The sequence below is a fragment of the Escherichia sp. WS3063 genome (assembly GCF_046486595.1).
Lineage (GTDB): Bacteria > Pseudomonadota > Gammaproteobacteria > Enterobacterales > Enterobacteriaceae > Escherichia > Escherichia coli.
Window position 1 is genome coordinate 1 of record NZ_JBJQKY010000012.1, and the last position, 23,901, is coordinate 23,901.

Annotated in this window: 13 protein-coding genes, 1 tRNA gene and 2 pseudogenes; 12 read left to right on the top strand and 4 right to left on the bottom strand. The window is 47.3% G+C overall.

Features of this window, described 5'->3' with window-relative positions; all coding sequences use genetic code 11:
• Window positions 1–97 (top strand): hypothetical protein (locus ACJHYW_RS13345; protein WP_223963258.1); only part of this gene is annotated, 97 nt, incomplete at its 5' end.
• A 13-nt stretch (window positions 98–110) separates the two neighbouring features.
• Here the strand turns inward: ACJHYW_RS13345 and ACJHYW_RS13350 are convergent.
• Both ACJHYW_RS13350 and ACJHYW_RS13355 read right to left on the bottom strand, forming a co-directional pair.
• Window positions 111–536: pseudogene (locus tag ACJHYW_RS13350) on the bottom strand (alpha-xylosidase); the annotation flags it as partial.
• Between the two features lie 9 nt (window positions 537–545).
• Window positions 546–1,928 carry a glycoside-pentoside-hexuronide family transporter gene (locus ACJHYW_RS13355; protein WP_000834422.1) on the bottom strand — a complete coding sequence of 461 codons (1,383 nt, stop codon included), beginning with the start codon at window positions 1,926–1,928 and terminating at the stop codon, window positions 546–548.
• Between the two features lie 292 nt (window positions 1,929–2,220).
• Here ACJHYW_RS13355 and ACJHYW_RS13360 point away from each other — a divergent pair.
• From ACJHYW_RS13360 to ACJHYW_RS13375, 4 genes and pseudogenes are all read left to right on the top strand, one after another.
• Window positions 2,221–2,315, top strand: a tRNA-Sec gene (locus tag ACJHYW_RS13360).
• Window positions 2,316–2,393: 78 nt separating this feature from the next.
• A pseudogene (rhuM, locus tag ACJHYW_RS13365) lies at window positions 2,394–2,555 on the top strand (RhuM family protein); the annotation flags it as partial.
• Between the two features lie 398 nt (window positions 2,556–2,953).
• Window positions 2,954–4,138, top strand: a complete 1,185-nt coding sequence (locus tag ACJHYW_RS13370) for a sugar efflux transporter (RefSeq protein WP_001172864.1) — start codon at window positions 2,954–2,956, stop codon at window positions 4,136–4,138.
• 110 nt (window positions 4,139–4,248) lie between these two features.
• Window positions 4,249–5,172 carry a carboxylate/amino acid/amine transporter gene (locus ACJHYW_RS13375; RefSeq protein ID WP_000535959.1) on the top strand — a complete coding sequence of 308 codons (924 nt, stop codon included), beginning with the start codon at window positions 4,249–4,251 and terminating at the stop codon, window positions 5,170–5,172.
• 3 nt (window positions 5,173–5,175) lie between these two features.
• Here ACJHYW_RS13375 and nlpA read toward each other — a convergent pair whose 3' ends face one another.
• Entirely contained in the window at window positions 5,176–5,994 is an 819-nt protein-coding gene (gene nlpA, locus ACJHYW_RS13380; protein ID WP_000779401.1) for a lipoprotein NlpA, read from the bottom strand.
• Window positions 5,995–6,202: 208 nt separating this feature from the next.
• Between nlpA and yicS the strand changes: the two genes are divergently transcribed.
• From yicS to eilA, 7 genes are all read left to right on the top strand, one after another.
• Entirely contained in the window at window positions 6,203–6,496 is a 294-nt protein-coding gene (yicS, locus tag ACJHYW_RS13385) for a protein YicS (RefSeq protein WP_001306625.1), read from the top strand.
• Between the two features lie 301 nt (window positions 6,497–6,797).
• Window positions 6,798–7,295, top strand: a complete 498-nt coding sequence (locus ACJHYW_RS13390) for a SycD/LcrH family type III secretion system chaperone (RefSeq protein WP_000443165.1) — start codon at window positions 6,798–6,800, stop codon at window positions 7,293–7,295.
• Between the two features lie 9 nt (window positions 7,296–7,304).
• Window positions 7,305–7,487, top strand: a complete 183-nt coding sequence (locus tag ACJHYW_RS13395) for a hypothetical protein (protein ID WP_001024523.1) — start codon at window positions 7,305–7,307, stop codon at window positions 7,485–7,487.
• A gap of 55 nt (window positions 7,488–7,542) precedes the next feature.
• On the top strand, window positions 7,543–9,324 hold the full coding sequence (locus tag ACJHYW_RS13400) for a type III cell invasion protein SipB (RefSeq protein ID WP_061092896.1): 1,782 nt from the start codon (window positions 7,543–7,545) through the stop codon (window positions 9,322–9,324).
• Between the two features lie 12 nt (window positions 9,325–9,336).
• A complete protein-coding gene (locus ACJHYW_RS13405) occupies window positions 9,337–10,488 on the top strand; it encodes a hypothetical protein (RefSeq protein WP_000257042.1) in 1,152 nt (383 codons plus the stop codon).
• A gap of 43 nt (window positions 10,489–10,531) precedes the next feature.
• Window positions 10,532–11,881: an IpaD/SipD/SspD family type III secretion system needle tip protein gene (locus ACJHYW_RS13410; RefSeq protein WP_000608461.1), complete on the top strand. Its 1,350-nt coding sequence runs from the start codon at window positions 10,532–10,534 to the stop codon at window positions 11,879–11,881.
• A gap of 202 nt (window positions 11,882–12,083) precedes the next feature.
• Window positions 12,084–13,781, top strand: coding sequence for a HilA family transcriptional regulator EilA (gene eilA / locus ACJHYW_RS13415; protein WP_001176832.1), 1,698 nt, complete (start codon window positions 12,084–12,086; stop codon window positions 13,779–13,781).
• A gap of 51 nt (window positions 13,782–13,832) precedes the next feature.
• Here the strand turns inward: eilA and iatC are convergent, their stop codons facing one another.
• On the bottom strand, window positions 13,833–23,798 hold the full coding sequence (iatC, locus tag ACJHYW_RS13420; RefSeq protein WP_061092897.1) for an inverse autotransporter adhesin IatC: 9,966 nt from the start codon (window positions 23,796–23,798) through the stop codon (window positions 13,833–13,835).
• Between the last annotated feature and the right edge of the window lie 103 nt (window positions 23,799–23,901).

A 23,901-nucleotide genomic window follows, 5' to 3' on the forward strand; every position in this document is an offset into this window, starting at 1 on the left:
ATTACCGACAAGAAGGGAAAGGGCCTTCCCGAGAGTGGTAAAGGAGAGGCCCTGGAAATACCCCACAGCCCCGAAAAAGAGCCAGTCAGTTGCTTAACTGACTGGCATTAGTCCTGCACGTAGCCGTTATTTTTCACCTGACTACCGGTAATACGTTCGCCGTTGCGCAGAAAATCCAGTGACCAGAACTCACCTTTGCTGACACGCGCGCTTAAGTTGCCACTTTTAAACTCAGCGTAACGTTCTGTGTTTTCGATTGTGACCTTCACGTCCTGCAAAATATTGAGCGGATAATGAGGACCGTTATTCAGCGCCCCCTGAAAATGCTCAATCCGTACACCGACAATACCTTCCTGTGGGGAGAAAAAGCGCAGCGTAAATAAAGGCGTATCAAGCTGCCAGGTACGTTCACGCACATCACGAGGGGCAGCATAGACCACCATTTCATTACCCTGCTGTTCAACCTCGAACACCTGAAGCGGGTGAATCAAATTGAGGCCAGGTTGAATCAACCAGTTTCCGTCGCTAATTTTCATTGCCGTTCCTTAGTTCTGCACTTCTTGAGAGGTGAATTGTTGCTGGCAACGGCGTTTGCCCTGGGCCAGCTGTTCCATAACGGTTTTCAGATTGTGCGTCGTGAGTGAGTAGTAGCGTTTAGCGATAATCGCGCTCAGCAAATAACAGATCGCCGGAACAATCGTGAATAGCGCAATAATGATGCTAATCGTGGCGCTGTTCTGCGCTTTTTCTGCCGCATCATATCCGCCATAAGCCAGCATCCAGCCGATAAGAGCGCCGCCGAAGGCCAACCCCAGTTTGAGCACAAACAGCGTGCCAGCAAAACTGATCCCGGTCAGGCGTTTACCATTGCACCACTCGCCGTAATCGACGGTATCGGACATCATTACCCACTGGATAGGTGTCACCAGTTGATGCAGCACACCAATCACGAAGATGAAGACAAACATGGTGATGCTGGCCTGCATAGGAACAAAGAACATCGCCAGGCTAATCACTGCCAGCAGGGCGTTCGTCCACCAGAAGATAGTGACTTTACATTTCCAGTCGGTCAGCGGTTTCGCCAGTGCGGAACCAATCAGGTTACCCACGCAATAAGTGGTAAGAAAAGCGACAAACACTTCCGGCGTACCCAAAATCCATGTGACGTAATACATCATCGCCCCACCGCGTACGCATACCGCCAGAATATTGAAAATGGTTAGTAAACCGACAATACGCCACTGGTCGTTTTGCCAGATATCACGTAAATCTTCCCGCATAGACGTCGTTGTAGGTGGTGCTTCAACGCGTTCTTTAGTGGTGAAGAAACAAAATGCCAGCATCATAAATGCCACCACGGAAAGGACCGCGATTCCGCCCTGGAAACCGAGTGGTTTATTATCACCACCAATTAAATTAACCAGTGGCATCATCAGAACAGTAGAGAGCATGCCTCCCGCGGTCGCCAGCACAAAACGCCAGGATTGCAGCGAGATACGCTGAGTCGGGTCATTGGTGATTACCCCACCCAATGCGCAGTAAGGGATATTAACGATGGTATAAAGTAAGGTAAGTAGGGTGTAAGTAATTGCTGCATAAATCATTTTTCCGTTCATACTGAGATCTGGCGTGCTATAGGCCAGTACACAGACGATCCCAAATGGCAGTGCGCCAAACAGTACCCACGGACGAAATTTACCCCAGCGAGAGCGCGTTCGATCGGCCAACAACCCCATGCAAGGATCGGAAATCGCATCCAGTGCACGAGCGACCAAAAACATGGTTCCGACAAATCCGGCAGGAATGCCAAAAATATCGGTATAAAAGAACATCATATATAACATTACGTTATCGAAAATAATGTGGCTGGCGGCGTCTCCCATGCCATAACCAATTTTCTCTTTAACGGACAACACTTCACTCTTCATCTGCTTTTCCTTGATGCTATAGGGGTGCTGAGACCGATAACGCATTTTGTAAACCATCCCTGTGAGAGCGAATATTCCGATATCTGGTTATTAATTTATGATTCTTGTTTTATGTGATCGTGGTAGCGTAAATTACGCTCATATATCATTGTAAAGTATGGGTTTTATATGAATTATAATGCTTTCGTGATAATACGCTGCGTGTATTAGGCGGAAAAAACTGATCTGGGGGATGTAGAAACTCAAGGAAGTAGCTATAATGCGCCCCGCCTCCATGTAGCAATCGAGGCGCGGAAGATCGTCGTCTCCGGTGAGGCGGCTGGACTTCAAATCCAGTTGGGGCCGCCAGCGGTCCCGGGCAGGTTCGACTCCTGTGATCTTCCGCCAAAATGCCTCTTCTGACGTTCTCCAATCCCTTGTAATACTGTCAATCCAGATATTTTCTACTGCTCAATATTCAATCGGCTTCAGGAATACCTGGTCAAAGGTTTTGTGATGGACGATGAGCGGCTGAAGAATCCGCCTGTCGGTTCTTCTGTCCTCGAACGCATCCGCGATATTCGCGCCAGCATGCGCCGTGTTTATTTGCAGGTGATTTGCCCCCCTGCTGACTCTCAGCCAACTGTATCGCCATTAAGGTGAAGATGTTGTTTTACACGCCCCAGAACACCCTTTTTTTATACGACGATTCTATTCCTTTAACCGCTGGCGAAAAAAACTGACCTGTAAACTTCACCAATAATCAGACTGCCATCAAGATTAATTTGTTCATTTAATATATCAAATAAATTTGTTTTATTTTTACTATCAAAAATAGCTCATTGTCTTACTATAATTAATATATAAATTCGGTGATTAACTCTTAACATGCTTTTGCTAATAATCTCAATTGCTGGCCCTATAATATTGCGCTAGCATTGCTTTCTGGTTGTATCAGCGATACTCAAAAATTCTTAATACAATACTCATTCGACTGGTACTTATTTGTAACTCAGTTATATTTTGTCGCCCGGTGATTCAGAAGAATGCAAAAAACGGCTACTACTCCATCAAAAATACTTGATCTCACTGCCGCGGCATTTTTACTTGTCGCCTTTCTGACGGGTATTGCGGGCGCTCTCCAGACTCCCACCCTAAGTATATTCCTCGCAGATGAACTGAAAGCCCGTCCTATAATGGTAGGTTTTTTCTTCACCGGTAGCGCTATTATGGGAATTCTGGTCAGTCAATTTCTGGCAAGGCACTCCGATAAACAAGGCGACCGTAAATTACTGATCCTGCTATGTTGCTTATTTGGAGTGCTGGCCTGCACGCTTTTTGCGTGGAATCGCAACTACTTCATTCTCCTCTCAACGGGCGTACTTCTGAGTAGTTTTGCTTCCACTGCAAACCCGCAAATGTTCGCCCTCGCCCGTGAACACGCCGACAGAACAGGCCGTGAGACGGTCATGTTCAGTACATTTTTACGTGCTCAGATCTCGCTTGCCTGGGTTATCGGGCCACCGCTCGCTTATGAACTGGCAATGGGATTTAGTTTTAAAGTGATGTATCTCACCGCTGCCATCGCATTTGTTGTTTGCGGACTGATAGTCTGGTTGTTTTTGCCATCAATACAAAGAAATATTCCTGTCGTTACCCAACCCATAGAAATTTTACCCTCCACCCACAGGAAGCGGGATACGCGGCTACTTTTTGTGGTCTGTTCAATGATGTGGGCGGCGAATAATCTCTACATGATAAATATGCCGCTATTTATTATTGATGAACTGCATCTAACCGATAAACTGGCTGGAGAAATGATTGGTATCGCTGCCGGTCTGGAAATTCCGATGATGTTAATCGCAGGCTATTACATGAAACGTATTGGCAAGCGGCTATTAATGCTCATTGCTATCGTGAGTGGAATGTGTTTTTACGCCAGCGTACTCATGGCGACGACTCCGGCAGTTGAGCTGGAATTGCAAATTCTTAATGCCATCTTCCTTGGTATTCTCTGTGGTATCGGCATGCTTTATTTTCAGGATCTGATGCCTGAAAAAATAGGCTCTGCGACAACGTTATATGCAAATACCTCACGCGTCGGCTGGATTATCGCCGGCTCTGTTGACGGAATTATGGTTGAAATCTGGAGCTACCACGCGTTGTTCTGGCTGGCGATAGGGATGTTGGGTATTGCGATGATTTGCCTGCTGTTTATTAAAGATATTTAGCTCACCAGTCTGGGCTAAGAAAAATCGGCGTGGCGCAAACAGAGCCATCCTCGCCATTTTTGCTATCATGCCTGCATACATAAACGACAAAACAGTATGCAGAGGGAAAAATGGGTTCCACCAGAAAGGGGATGCTGAACGTTCTGATTGCCGCCGTGTTGTGGGGAAGTTCAGGGGTCTGCGCGCAATACATCATGGAGCAAAGCCAGATGTCGTCGCAGTTTTTGACTATGACGCGTTTGATATTCGCCGGTTTGATTCTGCTGACGCTGTCATTTGTTCATGGCGATAAAATCTTTTCTATTATTAACAATCACAAAGATGCCATTAGTCTGCTGATTTTTTCCGTGGTTGGCGCGCTAACCGTACAGCTCACTTTTTTGCTAACCATCGAAAAATCGAACGCAGCCACGGCAACGGTGCTGCAATTCCTCTCACCGACGATTATCGTCGCCTGGTTCTCACTGGTACGTAAATCGCGCCCGGGCATTCTGGTTTTTTGCGCTATTTTGACATCGCTGGTCGGGACTTTTTTACTGGTGACACACGGTAATCCGACGTCATTATCGATCTCTCCTGCCGCGTTATTCTGGGGCATTGCCTCGGCATTTGCTGCGGCATTCTATACCACCTATCCCTCAACGCTAATTGCCCGCTATGGCACGTTGCCTGTCGTCGGCTGGAGTATGCTGATCGGCGGTCTGATTCTGTTGCCTTTTTATGCCAGACAAGGGACAAACTTTGTCGTTAACGGCAGTTTGATTCTGGCGTTTTTTTATTTGGTGGTCATTGGTACGTCCCTGACATTTAGTCTGTACCTGAAAGGAGCACAATTAATTGGCGGTCCAAAAGCCAGCATTTTGAGCTGTGCAGAACCATTAAGTAGCGCGCTGCTCTCTTTGCTGTTGCTGGGGATCACATTCACATTACCGGACTGGCTGGGAACGCTTCTGATTCTGTCATCAGTGATTTTGATTTCAATGGATTCCCGTCGCCGCGCCAGAAAAATAAATCGTCCGGCGCGGGATGAGTGAGAATTACCAGCCAGGCACCGCGCCACCGTTAAAGATGGTTTCTGCCGCTTTAGCGACTTCGGATGATTGATAAGATTGCAGAAATTCCTTCACGTTTTCTGCATTCTTATTATCTTCCCGTGCTACCAGAATGTTCACATACGGCGAATTTTTATCTTCAATAAATACGCTGTCGTGCACCGGAGAAAGTCCGGTCTGCTGAATGTAAGTGGTGCTGATAATCGCCACATCAACTTTGGGATCATCCAGTACGCGCGGGAGCTGCGCCCCCTCGAGTTCCATAATCTGCAAATGACGAGGATTATCGGTTATATCCAGTGCGGTAGGTAATAACCCTTTTCCCTCTTTCAGAGTAATTAGCTTCTCTTTTTGCAACAGTAAAAGCGCGCGACCAAGGTTGGTCGGGTCGTTGGGGATCGCCACTGTCGCGCCTTCTTTTATTTGCGCCACGGTTTTGATTTTTTTGGAATAACCCGCCATAGGGAAGACAAACGTATTTCCCACCGCTACCAGTTTATAACCATGCGCCTGATTATCTTGTTCAAGAAAGGGCCGATGCTGGAAGACGTTCGCATCAAGCTCGCCATGATTTGTCGCATCGTTCGGTAGCAACGAACCGCTAAATCCTACCAGTTCAACATCGAGGCCATATTTCTCTTTTGCCACCTTTTTAGCGACTTCCGCGACATCTTGTTCTGCGCCATTTATAACGCCAACTTTAATGTGTTTTGCATCGCTGCTACTCTGGTCGCAACCTGCCAGCAGAATTCCTGCCAGCAATAATGCGGCCCCCGCCCGTAGATGATGTGTTGTCAGTTTCATTTTTTATCCTTTTTTTAATCATTAACTGACTATAATGGCAAGATCACTACGATTTAAAAAACGAAAAGCTATCGAATAGAAGAAAAAGGTATAAAAAACTGGCACTTCTTACTGACCACGCAAACACCTTTCGTACAGCATGATGAGAGCGGTAAAAGCAAACTACACTTATGCTTCATTCGATGCACATTTGCAGAAGGTTGCCGCTATGAAGCCAACGATGCTACTCATGATTACCGTATTCCTGACTTTTCCAGCCATTTCTCAGGCCGAGTCGCCATTCAGCTCGCTACAGTCGGCAAAAGAGAAAACCACGGTATTGCAAGATTTACGTAAAATTTGCACGCCACAGGCGTCATTATCAGACGAAGCGTGGGAAAAATTAATGTTGTCTGATGAGAGTAACAAACAACATATCCGCGAAGCTATTGTGGCGATGGAGCGTAATAATCAGAATAACTACTGGGAAGCGCTGGGTAAGGTGGAATGCCCGGATATGTGAATTTCGCACACCTCCGCGCTCAGGCCAGCAGCCGCTGACTTAAGCTCGCACATCAGTAAATCACCTGCTTTTTTAAATTCCAATCAAAATTGAACCCGTTCATCAGGATTGTGGATAAATTTCCCTCTACATTATTTTCATTTCATCACATAGAAAATCTTATCTCATTGAAACAATACTTGTTTTTAATGCAGAAAACGAAGCCCAACGGATGGACATAAAAATGAGCGAATTTTGATATCACCACCCTCTAAAAAATGGTGAAGTCTGAACAAAGAATGTTCGAAAGGAGAGAGTAGAGATGGAAAGCGCAAATCTGGATTTAGAAGAAAATAAAGAAATTGCCAGTAAGTTCGAACGTGCATTAGGTATGGGAGCAACACTTGCAGAGCTGCATGGCATAACCCCGGATACCCTTGAAGGCGTTTATGCTTACGCTTATAACTTTTATGAAAAAGGAAGACTTGACGAAGCTGAACTCTTTTTTAAATTTCTCTGTATTTATGATTTCCAAAATTATAACTATCTAAAAGGATATGCCGCCGTCTGTCAATTGAAGAAAGATTATCAAAAGGCATTCGACATGTATCATATCTGTTTAATGCTATCTCCCGATAACGATTTCTCTTTGGTTTATTATATGGGGCAATGCCAGATGGGCTTAAAAAACATTAAAATGGCCACTGAGTTATTTAATACTGTCGTAACCTATAGTCAAAATGAAAAAATTAAAGAGATGGCTACTGCTTATCTTGAACTTTTGACAGACAATACCGAAGAGGAAGTTCGAACAGAGTGAGTCGGCAAAATGAACATAAACGGAAAAAACGCTTCTTTTACGTCTGAAGAGTTAGCCAGGAAATATCATGAGGAAGGCACAGTTGATTTAAAAAATAACCATGGCGATAAAATAAATGAGAAGAATAACAATAAACACATTACTTACTTTCCCGTTGATGCCATTTTAGATGGGAATAAACATCTGCCATGAGTTAAATAAAAAAGAATTAATTACACCCGATGATAGCTTAAAAAGGAGGTGAATTATGTCGGCACCGATTACGGGACAAACGATCACGTTTGAACAAATCAGTGAAACATTGCGTACACAGTATAGCGATGCGGAAAAAAGACTGCAGGACAGCAGCAAAACGCAAGTTGATCCCATGCGGCTTAATAAAAACCCGAAATCCCTTGATAACGATATTCGCGCTCGTCTTGAAAACAAACCGATGCTTGCTCCGCCTGAAATACAGGTTTCAGATTCAGACAACGCCACTACAGCAAAGACGAATGATGCCCGCCTGACAATGATTTTGGGTAATTTAACAGGCATTGCCGATCAGGATATTACAAAACGATTGCATAATAACCTTGACAGCACCCTGCTTCGACACGAAATGGCACATAATAAGTTTCGTGAATTAAGTGACGCTTACTCCTCATCATTAGATGATGCGCAAAAAGCCGACGATATCATGCATCAGGCCAATAATAATTACAATACGGTCGATAAAAAGGTGCAATCGCTGGAGAAAAAAGTCAATACATTGAATCAAGAGTTGTCGCAACTGCAACCTGGCGATCCACAATATAATAAAGTACTGACGCAAAAAAATGCGGCTGAAAAAACACTCACGCTGTCATTACAAAAAAAATCGTTAGCTGAGAAATCGTTAAATACAGCCATTATGGATGCTGATGCTGCGATCGGCCAAAGTATGGAAATTTTTGACGAAATTCAACAGCAAGAACAGATTAATAACTTCACCACCAATATTTGCCTGACACAGGAAAACCAGAAAAATAGAAACGCGACAGCCACATTTATCCTTTTGATTACTTCAGTAATGGTAGTTATTGGTGATACCAATTGCGACTCTATTAAAAATCAATCTGAGGTAATGAAAGAGATTAACCATGTCAGGGAAAATAAACTCAATGAAACAGCACGTAAATATACTACCACGACTAAAGTTTTAAAAATCGTTAATGAGTGTGTAACTGTAGTTACCTTTGCCGTAAGCGCAGTCTTAATTGTTGTTGGTCTTCTTGCTGCAGTTCCAAGTGGTGGTTCAAGTATTGCGGGTGCATTGGCACTTATTGGAGGAATAGCGGGCGCAGTAGTATTAGGTGTAGATATCACTTGTCAAATCGCTCTGGGCACCACGGCTACCGGCTGGATTTTAGGGAAAGTTGTTGAAGGTCTTTCGGCTGCGATTAAAACAGTTGATCCCACTCTGCTCGCAATCACCGCGCTTCTGGACGTTATTGGTATCGATCAAAATACGATTGAACTGGTTAAAAGTATTTACGCAAGTGCAGCCGCTTCTATTGTCATGGCGACAGTAATGATTGGTGCAGCTGTAATATGTTCTGTAGCAATAGGGGCCGTTGTTTCTGCATTATCAAAAACAGCCGCCGAAGAAGTCACCAAAGAAATAACAAGCACTATAAAATCAACCATTGAATCAATTATTAATTCAGTTTCAAAAAATATTATAAAGGTATTAGACAGCGTGTGCAGCGTGCTACAAACATCAGCCGTAGTGTTGAAGTTGATTGCCAAAATAAGTAATGGCCTGGAGAAAATAGGCTTACTCATCTGTGCAATAGCAACATCGACGATGAATTGTTTTGTTGCTGGAAACTCTGCCGACATGGCAATTTTACAACAGGACATGAGTAATCTATCAAAAACGCGTGAACAAATGCTTTCAGTATTGCAAAGGGTGGATAAAACCGTCGAACAAGAGGTAAGCCAGATGGTACGAGTATTACAACACCGAACTGAAGCCTTAAAATTTGCTTCCCATTCTATCGTATAAGAGGGTTTTAACATGGCCACCTATGAAATTAAAAATGCGTCCAGCACATCTAATATTAACAGTCTTGATAAAACAATCTTTGATAGAGATTATGGTAAAGAAAACAACATACCAAATGATAATAAAATTGTGCAATACTATAACCTTAAAGATATTAAGCATGACATAAGCTCTCAGTTTATAATATTAAAAAATACAGACAGAGAAGTCTGTCCGGAACTAAGAGTAAAACTTTTGGATAATCTTAATTACTCAAGGAATACGCTAGATAATTTGAGGGGTGACCTTGACCAAGCTACAATTTCATTCAGTCAATCAAGCAGTTCTGCAGAACAGAGTTCTATTAAAATATCTAAATATAATATCCTTGATATGCTAGATAATTTGACCATGCGACAACAGGCTGTTATGGAGGAATTTTTAAGGGTATTCACATCAATGTATAAAGCCTCTGCTATGTCTGAGGCTATTATGAGCAACGTTTTTGAACAACTTGTCCAGTATCAGAAAACAGAAACCGTACACGCCACAATGGCAAGTTCGGCAGGTGTTCTTGCCGGGTCAACAGTTGGCGCAGCTGGAGCTGCAGCATCTGTTGTAGCAAATTTCAGAAGCCATCCCGAAAAGATGCAAACCCTTACACCTGATCAGAAGCACACTATCAGTGGAACTGATGATAAAACACAGCGAGGATTAAAAAGGGAAGTTCAAGATCAACAAGCTTATCTCAAGCAAATAGATGAAGAAATAAAAACAACAACGAAAGATACAACACTTGATGAAGAACAAAAAGAAGAGACCCTGAAATATTACGATAAAGAAAAAGAAACTACGGAAGAAAAAATTAGAGATAAAAACGAGCGTATTAGTATAAAACATAACAGGAAATATAATAAATATTTTACTATAGGTAAAGCAGATGTACTTTCACAGCTTGTTAATCAATCAACTCAAGCATCACTTAGAATTCTAGAAAGTACTACTCATGCAGAAAAAGACATTGTTGAACAGGCTAAAAATGTCATGCATTCAGTTATGAGTAGCTATCTGGATCAAATTAATCGTGATGTTCAAGGAAGAGATCAGGCACTCAATTTATTACAGCAAATAATACAAACCATTATTGATACTGATAGTGCTATTGTTCAAGGAATTCGCTCATAAATTATTGCAATAATAGTTTCTTATATTTAAGGAGGAATGACACATGATTAATAAAGATAATAATTTAAATATAGATATTCTACGTCAGCAGAATGCAAACATTCCTCTTCAAGAGGCATCCTCGCAAAGTGAGGAGCCTCATCAACTGGGAAACAGCAAAAGCGAGGGTAATTTGCATAACAGCGCCAGTAAGGATAATAATATTGGCGCTATGCTCAAGAAAGATGTTGAAAAACTATCAACTTTAGTCAGTGAACGTGGCCCGCGAAATGAAGACTGGAAATGCCAGCATGACATACAGCTTAACTTCGTTAAAAACATGCTCAGAAATTTCCCAACTGAGAACCTGTCAGAGAAAGGATCCGCGCTCTTACACGAAAGTTATTTGCTGATAAAAAACGTTCTGCAGCTTACAGAAAATGTTAATACTATTGACGTAAAATTAAAGGATACCGCTACAATATTGACCCTGCATAACTCTGTGAGAAAAACCCTGGCTAACGTTGCTCACAACACAACCGGGTCAAGTGCAATGGCAACGACCAAAGGTACCTTAAATCACGCTATCGCTTCTTTAGACAGTTCTGTGCCTGAAATGAGAAGTTCAGCAACCAGCAGTACTTTAACGGCCAGTAGTTCAAACGAATTTAAAAGTGATAAATATATATGCAGTGATATTGCTGATTTGATGAGTGTGCTCGGTAGCGACTACCTCGAAATCTATGCAAATAGCGTTGAGATAATGAGCGCATACTGGCAGGACTTCAGTGAACATATCCAAAGCAATATGGGAAAATGGACTCACTCTAATAAAAAAGGCGATGCGATAGTTTTTGACGTCAATGCATTCCAAAAAGCCTTGATGCATTTTTATTATATCGATAAATATCCTAATGGTGATTTCCACTATCATTACAATCCAGACTATGTTTTATACCCTCCGGCACCTGCTGACAAAATTGGTGTACCACTAGAAGAAGCAGAAAAATGGTGCGCCGCTTTAGGACTTCCGGTAATTCCACCCGATCCCAAACACCGCACACCTTCTCCGATTGTCGAAGTTGAACCGCAAGGTAGCGGTCTGTATGTTATTATTCCCAACCCTCAGATTATTGACAGTATGAGTCAGTCTTCAGACTCAATGGTGCATAGGGACGATAAAGGGAAGGAAAAAAATATATCTAAAGAATTCACCGGTTATGAAATAAGCACAGCTGAATACCAGGCATGGCTGGCGGGTTATAACGGCCAGACAGAAAACATGAAAACCGACGTGCAGGTTATCACGACTAAATACAGTACAGCCAACTCCACCTACGATACAATTATCAAATTATTATCTTCAACCATTACTGCGTTGTTTGATTCAGCGAAAGATTATTTACGTTTCTGATTAAGTAATACCCACAATTATCGCCCACTATCTGGTCCCGAAAAATGGGACCAGCGTTTCATATTATTAAGCATCAGCTTTCATTCATTTCTTCATCACAATCTTACAAAATGAGCGTTTTTTGATAGAGCAATTCTGCCAATACTTTATTTTATATTAATCAAATTAATACTATGAATAGAGAAAACGGAAGGAGCGTTCTATGCAACTGCAACATGGAAAAAATAATACACAACAATATATATTTGGCGACTTTGTATTAAAAAACAATGGAATATTATTATTCAAAAACAAAGAATATCATATTCCCCCGAAAGAACTTGGCGTTATCATTCTATTACTTAATGCTGACGGTGAAATTGTTAGCAAAGAAGAGATTATCGATAAGGTCTGGAGCGCGAGTGTTGCCAGTGATGAATCTCTAACACGATGTATTTATGCATTGCGCAAACTTTTGCATGAGAATAAACAGTGTAAGTATATCGAAACGGTCTATGGTCGTGGATACCGTTTTACTGTACCTATTGTGATTGTGACCGATAATGAACCGGTAAAGTCGACCACCACTCTTGCCGTTTTTCCCTTTCGTACTGAAGGTTCGATCAATGTTCTAAAACTCCATTACGAACTTGTCCAGGGCCTTTCAAAATATGCTTTTTGTGGTTTAGATATTTTACCCGCTTCGGTAACAAATGAGGCCAGTGATTTCTCCACCATCCATCAGTTTATCAATAAAACAGGTCCAGAATATTATATTATGGGTCAGGTCGTTCACTATGGTAAAAACTGGCGTTTATTTATTGAGTTAATCCATGCCAGAACGCATAAATTGATTGATCATCAAAGTATTGATTTCAACCCCGATAATCCTCTTTCCGTATTATTATCACAAGTAATTAATATTCTTATTGAAAAAATACCCAACATTAATTTTAAATCTATTAATACACAACAAATGCCATCTCTGGATTCTGCTGTTATGTATATGAATGGCAGGATGGAAATGTACCGTTATACACCAGAAAGTTTGAAACGAGCATTAGTAATATTTAGAGATTGTGTGAGTACGCAACCGCAAAATACCTTGCCCTACTGTTGCCTGGCGGAATGCCATATATCATTAGCACTCCTTGGAATCAGTGAACAAAAACAAGCAATAACTACGGCAGTAACCTCCATTGAAAAGGCTCTGGAAATTAACCCTTCAAATTCTCAGGCATTGGGTTTACTGGGTTTAATCAGTGGGCTAAAAGATGAACATTCAGTCTCTAATGTGCTATTTAAACAAGCACATTTACTCAAACCTAATTCGCCAGACGTTTATTATTATCAGTCGCTGCTATATTTTTTGAACGGCGACCTTGCAAGAGCATTTAATTTAATAGAAAAAAGCATTGCTCTTGAACCCAATAAAATGGGCATAAGCATTCTTAAATTAATGATACTTTATTATACATCACCACTCGATAACGCGATATCTTTTGCATTAAATCTTAACAGTCAAAACACCTGTAACAATCCAATTATTACCTCTATTCTGGCTATGTTCATGGCACTGAAAGGACATAATGACAAAGCCAAAAGTTTATTGCTTAAACTTGAACCTGAACATGGTCTTGATTACACCTGCGTTAACTCGCTTTATACGAAGTTTCTGATCTATGGCGCATCTATAAAAAATGACATTATGAAGTTACTGGCAAATATTAACACTAACAAAATCAATGGTGTTATTTTGCCGTTAATTTACACTGTTTACGGTAAGAAAGAATATGAAAAGCGCTGGCAACAATTAATTAAAGAGAATGATTTATGGTCAAATGTTTTGCTTCATGACCCCCGTTTACTCAGTGTGAAAAACGAATTTAATACTATTGGTGTGATGCGTACTTCTGCGTAATGACGAATATAAATTGCCCTGCTGATGCAGGGCAATTTAGTGATTACTTCGTTAATAATACTCTACGCACAAGCCAGAGGACTTTCCTGTTCCAAGCTCTGATATACCAGTTTCAGGATTAAATTTCTCGTGTACTCCCATGAGCTGAGTGCTTGTCCAATAATCCGTACCGCTAAAAGCGTTCCCATAAATTTTTAAATTACCATATTCGCCCCACAACGTACCTACTTTTCGCGGTACTACCCCACCGCTTGGCCGCTGCGCTAATTCTAAAGATGACGGCATTTGACCATAGCTACATGAAGTGTTTATGATATCCCAGGTATTACTACTGGTAGCACCTAAACTAGTAAACCATTTTTTAATCTTGAATTTAAATACAACATCATTCCCTTTACCATTCTTGGGTTTCCCGGTAATAGTAACTTCACTTCTTATCAGCACAGATAATGTTACTTCTCCATTACTGTCAACATTAATTCCATAAATCCCAGCCGTCCAATTATAATCCGTATTTTTCATATTATGGGTTAGTAACAGCGTGAATTTTGCACCATCAAACCCTGTTTCTGGAAAACCATCTGTCGCCCTGAATTTTACACCATTAACACTCAGCAACTCGACTTCCACAAAAGGAAGGATGGTATAGGATGGTTGTCCGTATATACGCCAACCTTTAATCTCCATAAATGAAGTTAAATTTTCTCCTTCTTGGTAGGCCATATATGTACGTTCATATATGCCATCACCCACATATCTCCATTTTTCCCCTTCTTTTTTTTCTACATTTTGTAAGTACACTGTATCATCCAGCAAATCCAGACCGTTATCCACCGGATTTCCAAAATCATCAACTAATAAAACACTGACAGGTAAATCCGCCCCTTCCACTACTAAAACTTCTCGTATACGAAGCTGTGAACCAAGCGGACTCACTTCACCTGGTTTGATAGTGTAATTGTTTGAATAATTGGCATCGCTCCAACCAGCCATCTTCAGTTGCGCATTCAAATTCGCTTCCGCAAAATGCGCCATATACTGTCTTTGATATTGCCCATTGCCGTTGTAAACCCAATTATTGCCCTGGATAGGATCCGCATTCCTGACTTGTACGTTTTCCTCATTAAGCTGAACGACACCATCAGTAATAAAGTTACCCTGGGCGTCTTTAAGAACAACGGTCACCGTTATGCTATCCCCAGCGATATATATCGTTTTGTCCGCGACAATCGTGGATTGATTTTTTGCCGCTGCACCTGGTTGTATTCCGTATAACGAGGACTTAATCTCCGTTGCCCATGTTTTTAATTTCAGACTGGCAACCAGATTTTCCTCGGCAACCCATGCTGTCCAGACAATGGTATATTCACCATTATTCTGCTCGACCCACCGCATAGAATCGGGAGTTGCGCCGCCTACCGCGAAACTATCAATATAAGACTCGATGACTTCTGATGTCAGCCCTAAAGCAGGGTTACCAAACTCATCCCGCAACGTTATTGTGACGGTTAATGGCTCCCCGGCGATATATGCCGATTTATCTGTCCTGATAGCAGAATTTGCCTGCACCGGAGCACCGCTGTGGATGGAATAACTCTCTGATTGTTTACTGCTGCCCCATTCAGACAACTTCAGCGTCGCGTGGTGAGAGTCTCCCGCCATTTGCGCCGACCATGTAGCAGTATAAACACCGGCGGTTTCAGACCATCCTCCTGAACGTACGGCTCCTTCTACTGTTACGTTATCACCAGACAATAAGGACTCACCCCCTTCAACCAGGTTACCGTGCGCGTCTTTCAGCGTCACAGCGACGGTTATAGTGTCACCAGCGGTGTAGGCGTTTTTATCCGTAGCGATAGTTGATGTGGCTTGCGCCGGAGAACCGGACTGTATGTCATAGCGATCTGACGTTACGCCATCACTCCACGTCTGCAATTGCAGGTTGGCGTGCTGATTGGTACTGGCAATCGTCGCCATTCGGGTTGTGGTATACACGCCACCTGATTCAACCCAGCTTCCCGTTTCTGACGGGTCAGTGCCAGCCACCGTCAGCACACCATCAGCGGCTAACTGTGAAGCTGCACCGGTTACCAGATTATCGAACGCATCCCGGAGCGTTACCGTGATGGTGATTGTCTCTCCAACCGTATAGTTCGACTTATTTGTTTCAACGGTTGAAGTGAGCTGCGATGCATCACCAGGTACAAAGGTGACGTTCTGGCTCTGGCTGCTGTTGTTGATGCTGGCGGTGACTGTACTGGTGCCCGCCGTCTGGCTGGTGACACTGATCTCCACCGTGCCGTCCGGCTGCGTGGTGACCGTCGGAGCAACCGTTGCGCTGTTGCCCGCCAACACGCTGACCGTCTGTCCGGCAAGCTTATTACCGTTAGCATCGGTGACCTTCACCTGCAGCGTATTCGCCGTCGAACCGTCTGCCACCGCGTTATCCCGGATGACCTCCAGTTCAGCGATCTTCGCTGTCCTGACATCGGCGATAAATGTCACGTCCCGGCTCTGACTGCTGCTGTTGATGCTGGCAGTGACTGCACTGATTCCCGCCGTCTGGCTGGTTACAGATATCTCCACCGTGCCGTCCGGCTCTGTGATGACCGCCGGAGCAACCGTTGCGCTGTTGCCTGCCGACACGCTGACCGTCTGCCCGGCAAGTGCATTACCGTTAGCATCGGTGACCCTCGCCCGCAGCATATTCGCCATTACACCGTCTGCCGCTGAGCCGTCCTTAATGACCACCAGCTCCGCGATCTGCGCCGTCCTGACATCGGCGATAAACGTCACGTTTCGGCTCTGGCTGCTGTTGTTGATGCTGGCGGTGACCGCACTGGTTCCGGCGGTCTGGCTGGTGACTGAGATCTCCACCGTACCGTCCGGCTCTGTGATGACCGTCGGGGCAGTCGTTGCGCCGTTGTCCGCCAACACGCTGACCGTCTGCCCGGCAAGTGCATTGCCGAACGCATCGGTTACCCTCGCCCGCAGCGTGTTCGCCATTGCGCCGTCAGCCACGGCGTTATCCTGCGTCACCTCCAGACTCGCGATCTGCGCCGTCCTGATATCGGCGATAAACGTCACGTTCCGGCTCAGGCTGCTGTTATTGATGGTTGCAGTGACAGTACTGATCCCCGCCGTCCGGCTGGTGACTGAGATCTCCACCGTACCGTCCGGCTCTGTGATGACCGTCGGGGCAGTCGTTGCGCCGTTGTCCGCCATCACGCTAACCGTCTGGCCGCCAAGCGCATTGCCGAACGCATCCGTCACCCTCGCCCGCAGCGTGTTCGCCGTCGAACCGTCCGCCTCTGAACCATCCTTAATGACCACCAGATCCGCGATCTTCGCCGTCCTGATATCGGCGATAAACGTCACGTCCCGGCTCTGGCTGCTGCTGTTGATGGTTGCAGTGACGGCACTGGTGCCCGCCGTCTGGCTGGTGACACTGATTTCCACCGTGCCGTCCGGCTGCGTGGTTACCGTCGGGGCAGTCGTTGCGCCGTTGTCCGCCAACACGCTGACCGTCTGCCCGGCAAGCGCATTACCGAACGCATCGGAGACCCTCGCCCGCAGCATATTCGCCATTGCACCGTCTGCCACTGAGTTATCCCGGGTGACTACCAGATCAGCGATCTTCGCCGTCCTGACATCTGCAACAAACGTCACGTTTCGGCTCTGGCTGCTGTTGTTGATGCTGGCGGTGACTGCACTGACTCCCGCCGTCTGGCTGGTGACACTGATCTCCGCCGTGCCGTCCGGCTCTGTAATCACCGTTGGGGCAACCGTTGCGCCGTTGCCTGCCATCACGCTGACCGTCTGCCCGGCAAGCGTATTACCGAACACATCGGTCACCCTCGCCCGCAGCGTGTTCGCCGTCGAACCGTCTGCCACCGCGTTATCCTGGCTAACGACCAGATCCGCTATCTTCGCCGTCCTGACATCCGCGACAAACGTCACGTTCTGACTCTGGCTGCTGTTGTTGATGCTGGCGGTGACCGCACTGGTGCCTGCCGTCTGGCTGGTGGCAGAGATCTCCACCGTGCCGTCCGGCTGCGTGGTGACCGTCGGAGCAGTCGTGGCACCGTTGTCCGCCAACACGCTGACTGTCTGCCCGGCAAGCGTATTACCGAATGCATCGGTGATCTTCACCCGCAGCGTGTTCGCCATTGCGCCGTCAGCCACTGAGCCGTCCTTAATGACCACCAGATCAGCGATCTTCGCCGTCCTGACATCTGCAACAAACGTCACGTTCCGGCTCGCGGTACTGCTGTTGATACTGGCGGTGACCGCACTGGTGCCTGCCGTCTGGCTGGTGACACTGATTTCCACCGTGCCGTCCGGCTGCGTGGTGACCGTCGGAGCAGTCGTGGCACCGTTGTCCGCCAACACGCTGACTGTCTGCCCGGCAAGCGTATTACCGAATGCATCGGTTACCCTCGCCCTGAGCATGTTCGCCATTGCGCCGTCAGCCACTGAGCCGTCCTTAATGACCACCAGATCAGCAATCTTCGCCGTTCTGACATCGGCGATAAACGTCACATCCCGGCTCTGGCTGCTGCTGTTGATACTGGCGGTGACCGCACTGGTGCCTGCCGTCTGGCTGGTGACACTGATTTCCACCGTGCCGTCCGGCTGCGTGGTGACCGTCGGAGCAGTCGTGGCACCGTTGTCCGCCAACACGCTGACTGTCTGCCCGCCCAGCGTATTACCGAATGCATCGGTGATCTTCACCCGCAGCGTGTTCGCCATTGTGCCGTCAGCCACTGAGTTATCCTGCGTCACCTCCAGACTCGCGATCTGCGCCGTCCTGATATCGGCGATAAACGTCACGTTCTGACTCTGACTACTGCTGTTGATGGTTGCAGTGACAGTACTGATCCCCGCCGTCCGGCTGGTGACTGAGATCTCCACCGTACCGTCCGGCTCTGTGATGACCGTCGGGGCAGTCGTTGCGCCGTTGTCCGCCATCACGCTAACCGTCTGGCCGGCAAGCGCATTGCCGAACGCATCGGTCACCCTCGCCCGCAGCGTGTTCGCCGTCGCACCGTCTGCCTCTGAACCGTCCTTAATGACCACCAGATCCGCGATCTGCGCCGTCCTGACATCGGCGACAAACGTGACGTTCCGGCTCAGGCTGCTGCTGTTGATGGTTGCAGTGACAGTACTGATCCCCGCCGTCTGGCTGGTGACACTGATCTCCACCGTGCCGTCCTGCCCTGTGATGACCGTCGGAGCGACCGTTGCGCCGTTATCCGCCAACACGCTGACCGTCTGCCCGGCAAGCGTATTCCCGAACGCATCTGTGACCCTCACCCGCAGCGTGTTCGCCATTGCACCGTCTGCCACTGAGTTATCCCGGGTGACCACCAGATCAGCGATCTTCGCCGTTCTGACATCCGCGATAAACGTCACATCCCGGCTCTGGCTGCTGTTGTTGATGCTGGCGGTGACTGCACTGACTCCCGCCGTCTGGCTGGTGACACTGATCTCCGCCGTGCCGTCCGGCTCTGTAATCACCGCTGGGGCAACCGTTGCGCCGTTGCCTGCCATCACGCTGACCGTCTGCCCGGCAAGCGTATTACCGAACGCATCGGTCACCCTCGCCCGCAGCGTGTTCGCCGTCGAACCGTCTGCCACCGCGTTATCCTGGCTAACGACCAGATCCGCTATCTTCGCCGTCCTGACATCCGCGACAAACGTCACGTTCTGACTCTGGCTGCTGTTGTTGATGCTGGCGGTGACCACACTGATTCCTGCCGTCTGGCTGGTGACACTGATCTCCACCGTGCCGTCCGGCTTTGTGGTCATCGTCGAAGCGACCGCTGCACCGTTGTCCGCCATCACGCTGACCGTCTGCCCGGCAAGCGCATTACCGAACACATCGGTGACCCTCGCCCGCAGCATATTCGCCATTGCACCGTCTGCCACTGAGTCGTCCTTAATGACCACCAGGTCCGCGATCTGCGCCGTTCTGACATCCGCGATAAATGTCACGTCCCGGCTCTGACTGCTGCTGTTGATACTGACGGTGACCGCACTGCTGCCCGCCGTCTGGCTGGTGACACTGATTTCCACCGTGCCGTCCGGCTGCGTGGTGACCACCGGAGCGACCGTTGCGCCGTTATCCGCCAACACGCTGACCGTCTGTCCGGCAAGTGCATTCCCGAACGCATCGGTGACCCTCACTTGCAGCGTATTCGCCGTCGCGCCGTCTGCCACCGCGTTATCCTGGCTAACGACCAGATCCGCGATCTGCGCCGTGCTGACATCCGCAATAAACGTCACGTTCCGGCTCTGGCTGCTGTTGTTGACGCTGGCAGTGATCACACTGGTTCCGGCGGTCTGGCTGGTGACACTGATCTCCACCGTGCCATCCGGCTGCGTGGTGACCGTCGGAGCAGTCGTTGCGCCGTTGCCTGCCAACACGCTAACCGTCTGCCCGGCAAGTGCATTCCCGAACGCATCGGTGACCCTCGCCCGCAGCGTGTTCGCCGTCGCGCCATCTGCCACTGAGCCGTCCTGCGTCACCACCAGCTCCGCGACTTGCGCCGTGCTAACATCAGCAACAAAGTTCACCGTTTTACTATCGCTGCTTTGATTGATCTTAGCCTCAACAGTGCTGGCATCCGCGACGGTACTGCTCAGATCAACCTCTGCCATGCCATGCGCATCCGTCCTGATATCTGCGCTCTGCCCTGCATTGGCAAATACAGCCGCCCCCTTCGTCACCGTAAAGGTGACGGTCTGCTCCGGCAGCACATTGCCAAACTGATCTTCCACCCGGACATTCACCGTATGTCGATCGCTGCCATTCGCCAGCACATCCGGGTTACCCGTTGTCACTTGCATCGCGACAATTTGTGCGCTGGCGGCATCGCCACTAATACTGTAATCATTTGAAGTCAGAGCGTTCGCCCAGCCGGACATCTGTAGCTGTGCTTTTAAACCGGTGCCAGGGAGTAAGGCGGTATACGTTGCGGTATAAATTCCTTTTTGATCTTCATTCCAGGCGATGCTTTCCGCTTTTGTATTTGGCAACTGGATAGCCAGGTTGATAGCGTCTCGTTGCCCCCCGACCAGGTTTTCATAGCTATCCTTGAGTGTTACCGTAACTTTTATCGCGCCGCCAGCGGTGTAGGCCGTTTTGTCGGTAACGATGGAGGAATAAGCCAGCACAGCTCCGCTTTCGCGGATGGCATACGCATCGGATTGCTGCGCGCTACTCCATGTCGATAGTTTCAGCGTGGCGTAATGGCGATCGCCAGCAATCTTCGCGGTTCGGGTGGTGGTGTAAACGCCATCAGACTCTTCGCTCCAGTTACCCGTTTCATTTTTATCTGTACCGCTCACCTCGACCACACCGCTACCAGCCAGCAGCGAAGCCATCCCTTTCACCCGGTTTTTCTGCTCATCCATAAGGGTGACTGACACTTTTATCTTGCCACCCGCGGTGTATGACACATCGTCCGTCTTGATGGTGGAGGTCAGCTGCGAGATATCGCCAGTGATAAAGCTCACTTCCACAGACTGACTACTGCCATTGATCTCGGCCTTGATAAGACTGTTTACCGCCTGGTCACTGGCAAGGTTAACGCTGGCAATCCCGTCTTTATCTGTCGTCACAATACCGCCATTTGGATCGGCAAAAACCGCCGCACCATTCACGACCGTGAAGGTAACATTTTGTCCCTGCAGTAAATTTTGATGCACATCCCTGACCGTCACAGCGACGGTATTGTGATCGCGTCTGGCAACTGCGTTATTCGCGGTGATCTGCATCGCAGCGATTTTGGCGGTATCTTTATCACCCGCAATACTGAACGCATCCGAATGTTTGGTTTGCCAGCCGGGCATCGTCAGCTGGGCCGTTAATTTGTCGCCAATGAGATGGGCCGTATAGCTTGCTTTGTAAATTCCCTCACTTTCTTCCGTCCAGGCACTAACGTCATCAGCCTTCGTGTTGTCAACTTTAACGGTTTGTTTGAGAAGTTCTTTTCGTCCGGTAACCCCGTTGCCGTTATCATCTCTCAGGGTCACTTTAACGACTATCGGCTTACCCGCGACGTAATTATCCTGGTCTGTCTCAATCGTGGAGTCAGCGCGGGATGCCGTATTCGCCACGATAGCAATCAGCGCTGGCGTCTTAGCGATATCGTCGCCGTTAAATTGCGGCATCAGCGATAACGCGCCAGACGTCTTCCCGGCGGTAACTATTTGGGTATAGGTTCCGTTACCGTTGTCTTTCCATTCGCTTAAGGCGAAATCCTGCAAACCTTTCACCTGTGTTTTTAACGTCATACCGGGGATTGGCTTGCCGCTGGAATCTCGCGCGGTATAGGTCAGCGTTGAGGTTGATTTTCCATCAGCAAGCAGGATTTGCAGATCGACAGAAAGCGTTGAATCGGTGAGGCTTAGTGTGGGTTTTTCCACGACCACCATACTTTCTTCACGCCGGGAGAAATTTCCTTTCGAATCTTCCGCTGTAACCGCTATCGGGTAAGTGTTGTCGGTTTCAGGCATTGCCGTGAATCGGTAGGGAGGAATAGTGACCTGAATATCCTTGCCGGAAACTGCTACTTTTCCGCCCGCTGATTGCAGGGAGGCGGCTTCAATGTCATAACCTTTCAGCGCATATTTGGTTTGTAAGGAAGAAACCAGCGATTTAACCTCGCCCGGCTTGCCTTTCAACGGATCGGTCAGCGTCAGCCGCACCAGCTCTTTCTTGCGATATTCAAGGACAATATTGTTATTACGATCGACCAGGTCATAGCGACTGCCCACAAGGCTGCGTCGTGCTGCAACTTCAGCCGGATCGAGCTGTTTTTGCAGTGAATGACCGGGTTGCAACGTCAACTCCATACCAATTCGGGTGTCGTTTTCTCCCTGTTTGCTCTGCCGTTGCTCGGCACTAAAGGAGATCAGGGGAACGGGGGTGTAACTCAAACCTGCGGTAATCGCGTGAGGATCATTTTGTCGCTCGTCTTTACCAAACAGCGCCACTTCATCGCCATAATATTGTTCATAGACCAGCTTGCCGCCCAGCTGCGGCCAGGCCGGTAACCAGCCTTCGGCGCGAAGATCCCACCCGTTCGCCGGACGTGCTTCATAGTCATTGTCGAGTTCCGGTGCACTACGCCAGTTACTGAGGCGCAGATAACCGTTGCCGCTCAGTTTCAGGTAATCGCGCCAGTATTCAACGCCCATCCCGGTTCGGGTGTGATAGCGGGTCAGGTCATGATCGATAAACATATTGACGCCAGACATCCAGCTCGATGTGAAATAACGCCAGCCGATACCGTGGTTGGTTTGAGTGCGATCATCCGTACGGTGAAGTGTGTGCTGGCTGAAGACCAGGTTATCCGGCGTTTCGTACCAGGGATGGAGAAATTCAAATGACGAGCTTTTAAGGCTGAAATCTTCATCCACACCAAGAGATACCCGGGCAGTTCCCCAACGACTGAGCCAGTCCGTTGCCTGCGCAGAGGCAGAAGAAGCCACCCAGCCACGCGCCATACTCGCAGCCTGTTCGCTGTCCATATCGCGAGCTAAAAGTGTTCCGCTTTGCTGCGCCACTTCCGCGACCTGCATTTGCGGATCTTTGCCATCGCGCTCCATCTGCATTGCTTTCAGGTTGCGCGCTTCAGGGCTGTTACTGTTAATGAGGGGCACATCTATTTCATCGCCCTGACGCACATTGTCAAAGCCCCGAGCAAAGGTACGGAACTGATTCAGGCGACGTAATTCATCAACGGTGATACCAAAGCGTGCCGCGACCGTTGGTGGCGATTCCAACGCACCCAGGGTATATGGAATAGTTTTAACGTTCGGCAGGATCAGTGACGCGGCAGTATCCGAGTGCGCAGGATTAATATGCGTAGGGGCAGCAGCCATAACAGGGAAAATAGTTTGTGTTATCAGGCAAATACCGGCGGTCAGACGACGTAAACGATCCCCCAATCCACATATGGTGTTATCGCCCCGACGATCGCCATTCCCATGCGCTTTCCCTGCCATTTGTCATCCCTGTCGCTATGCGTTCAGATTAAATGACCTTTCTTTAACATGAGAGAAAATGATGATTCATGATTAGCAAATGATGAATACAGGCGGAATAATG

Bases quoted from the DNA above. Each gene is read 5' to 3' on its own strand.
- eilA (WP_001176832.1), top strand. From the start codon at position 12,084: ATGCAACTGCAACATGGAAAAAATAATACACAACAATATATATTTGGC.
- yicS (WP_001306625.1), top strand. From the start codon at position 6,203: ATGAAGCCAACGATGCTACTCATGATTACCGTATTCCTGACTTTTCCA.
- ACJHYW_RS13375 (WP_000535959.1), top strand. From the start codon at position 4,249: ATGGGTTCCACCAGAAAGGGGATGCTGAACGTTCTGATTGCCGCCGTG.
- ACJHYW_RS13405 (WP_000257042.1), top strand. From the start codon at position 9,337: ATGGCCACCTATGAAATTAAAAATGCGTCCAGCACATCTAATATTAAC.
- ACJHYW_RS13390 (WP_000443165.1), top strand. From the start codon at position 6,798: ATGGAAAGCGCAAATCTGGATTTAGAAGAAAATAAAGAAATTGCCAGT.
- ACJHYW_RS13410 (WP_000608461.1), top strand. From the start codon at position 10,532: ATGATTAATAAAGATAATAATTTAAATATAGATATTCTACGTCAGCAG.
- ACJHYW_RS13395 (WP_001024523.1), top strand. From the start codon at position 7,305: ATGAACATAAACGGAAAAAACGCTTCTTTTACGTCTGAAGAGTTAGCC.
- iatC (WP_061092897.1), bottom strand. From the start codon at position 23,798: ATGGCAGGGAAAGCGCATGGGAATGGCGATCGTCGGGGCGATAACACC.
- ACJHYW_RS13400 (WP_061092896.1), top strand. From the start codon at position 7,543: ATGTCGGCACCGATTACGGGACAAACGATCACGTTTGAACAAATCAGT.
- ACJHYW_RS13370 (WP_001172864.1), top strand. From the start codon at position 2,954: ATGCAAAAAACGGCTACTACTCCATCAAAAATACTTGATCTCACTGCC.
- ACJHYW_RS13355 (WP_000834422.1), bottom strand. From the start codon at position 1,928: ATGAAGAGTGAAGTGTTGTCCGTTAAAGAGAAAATTGGTTATGGCATG.
- nlpA (WP_000779401.1), bottom strand. From the start codon at position 5,994: ATGAAACTGACAACACATCATCTACGGGCGGGGGCCGCATTATTGCTG.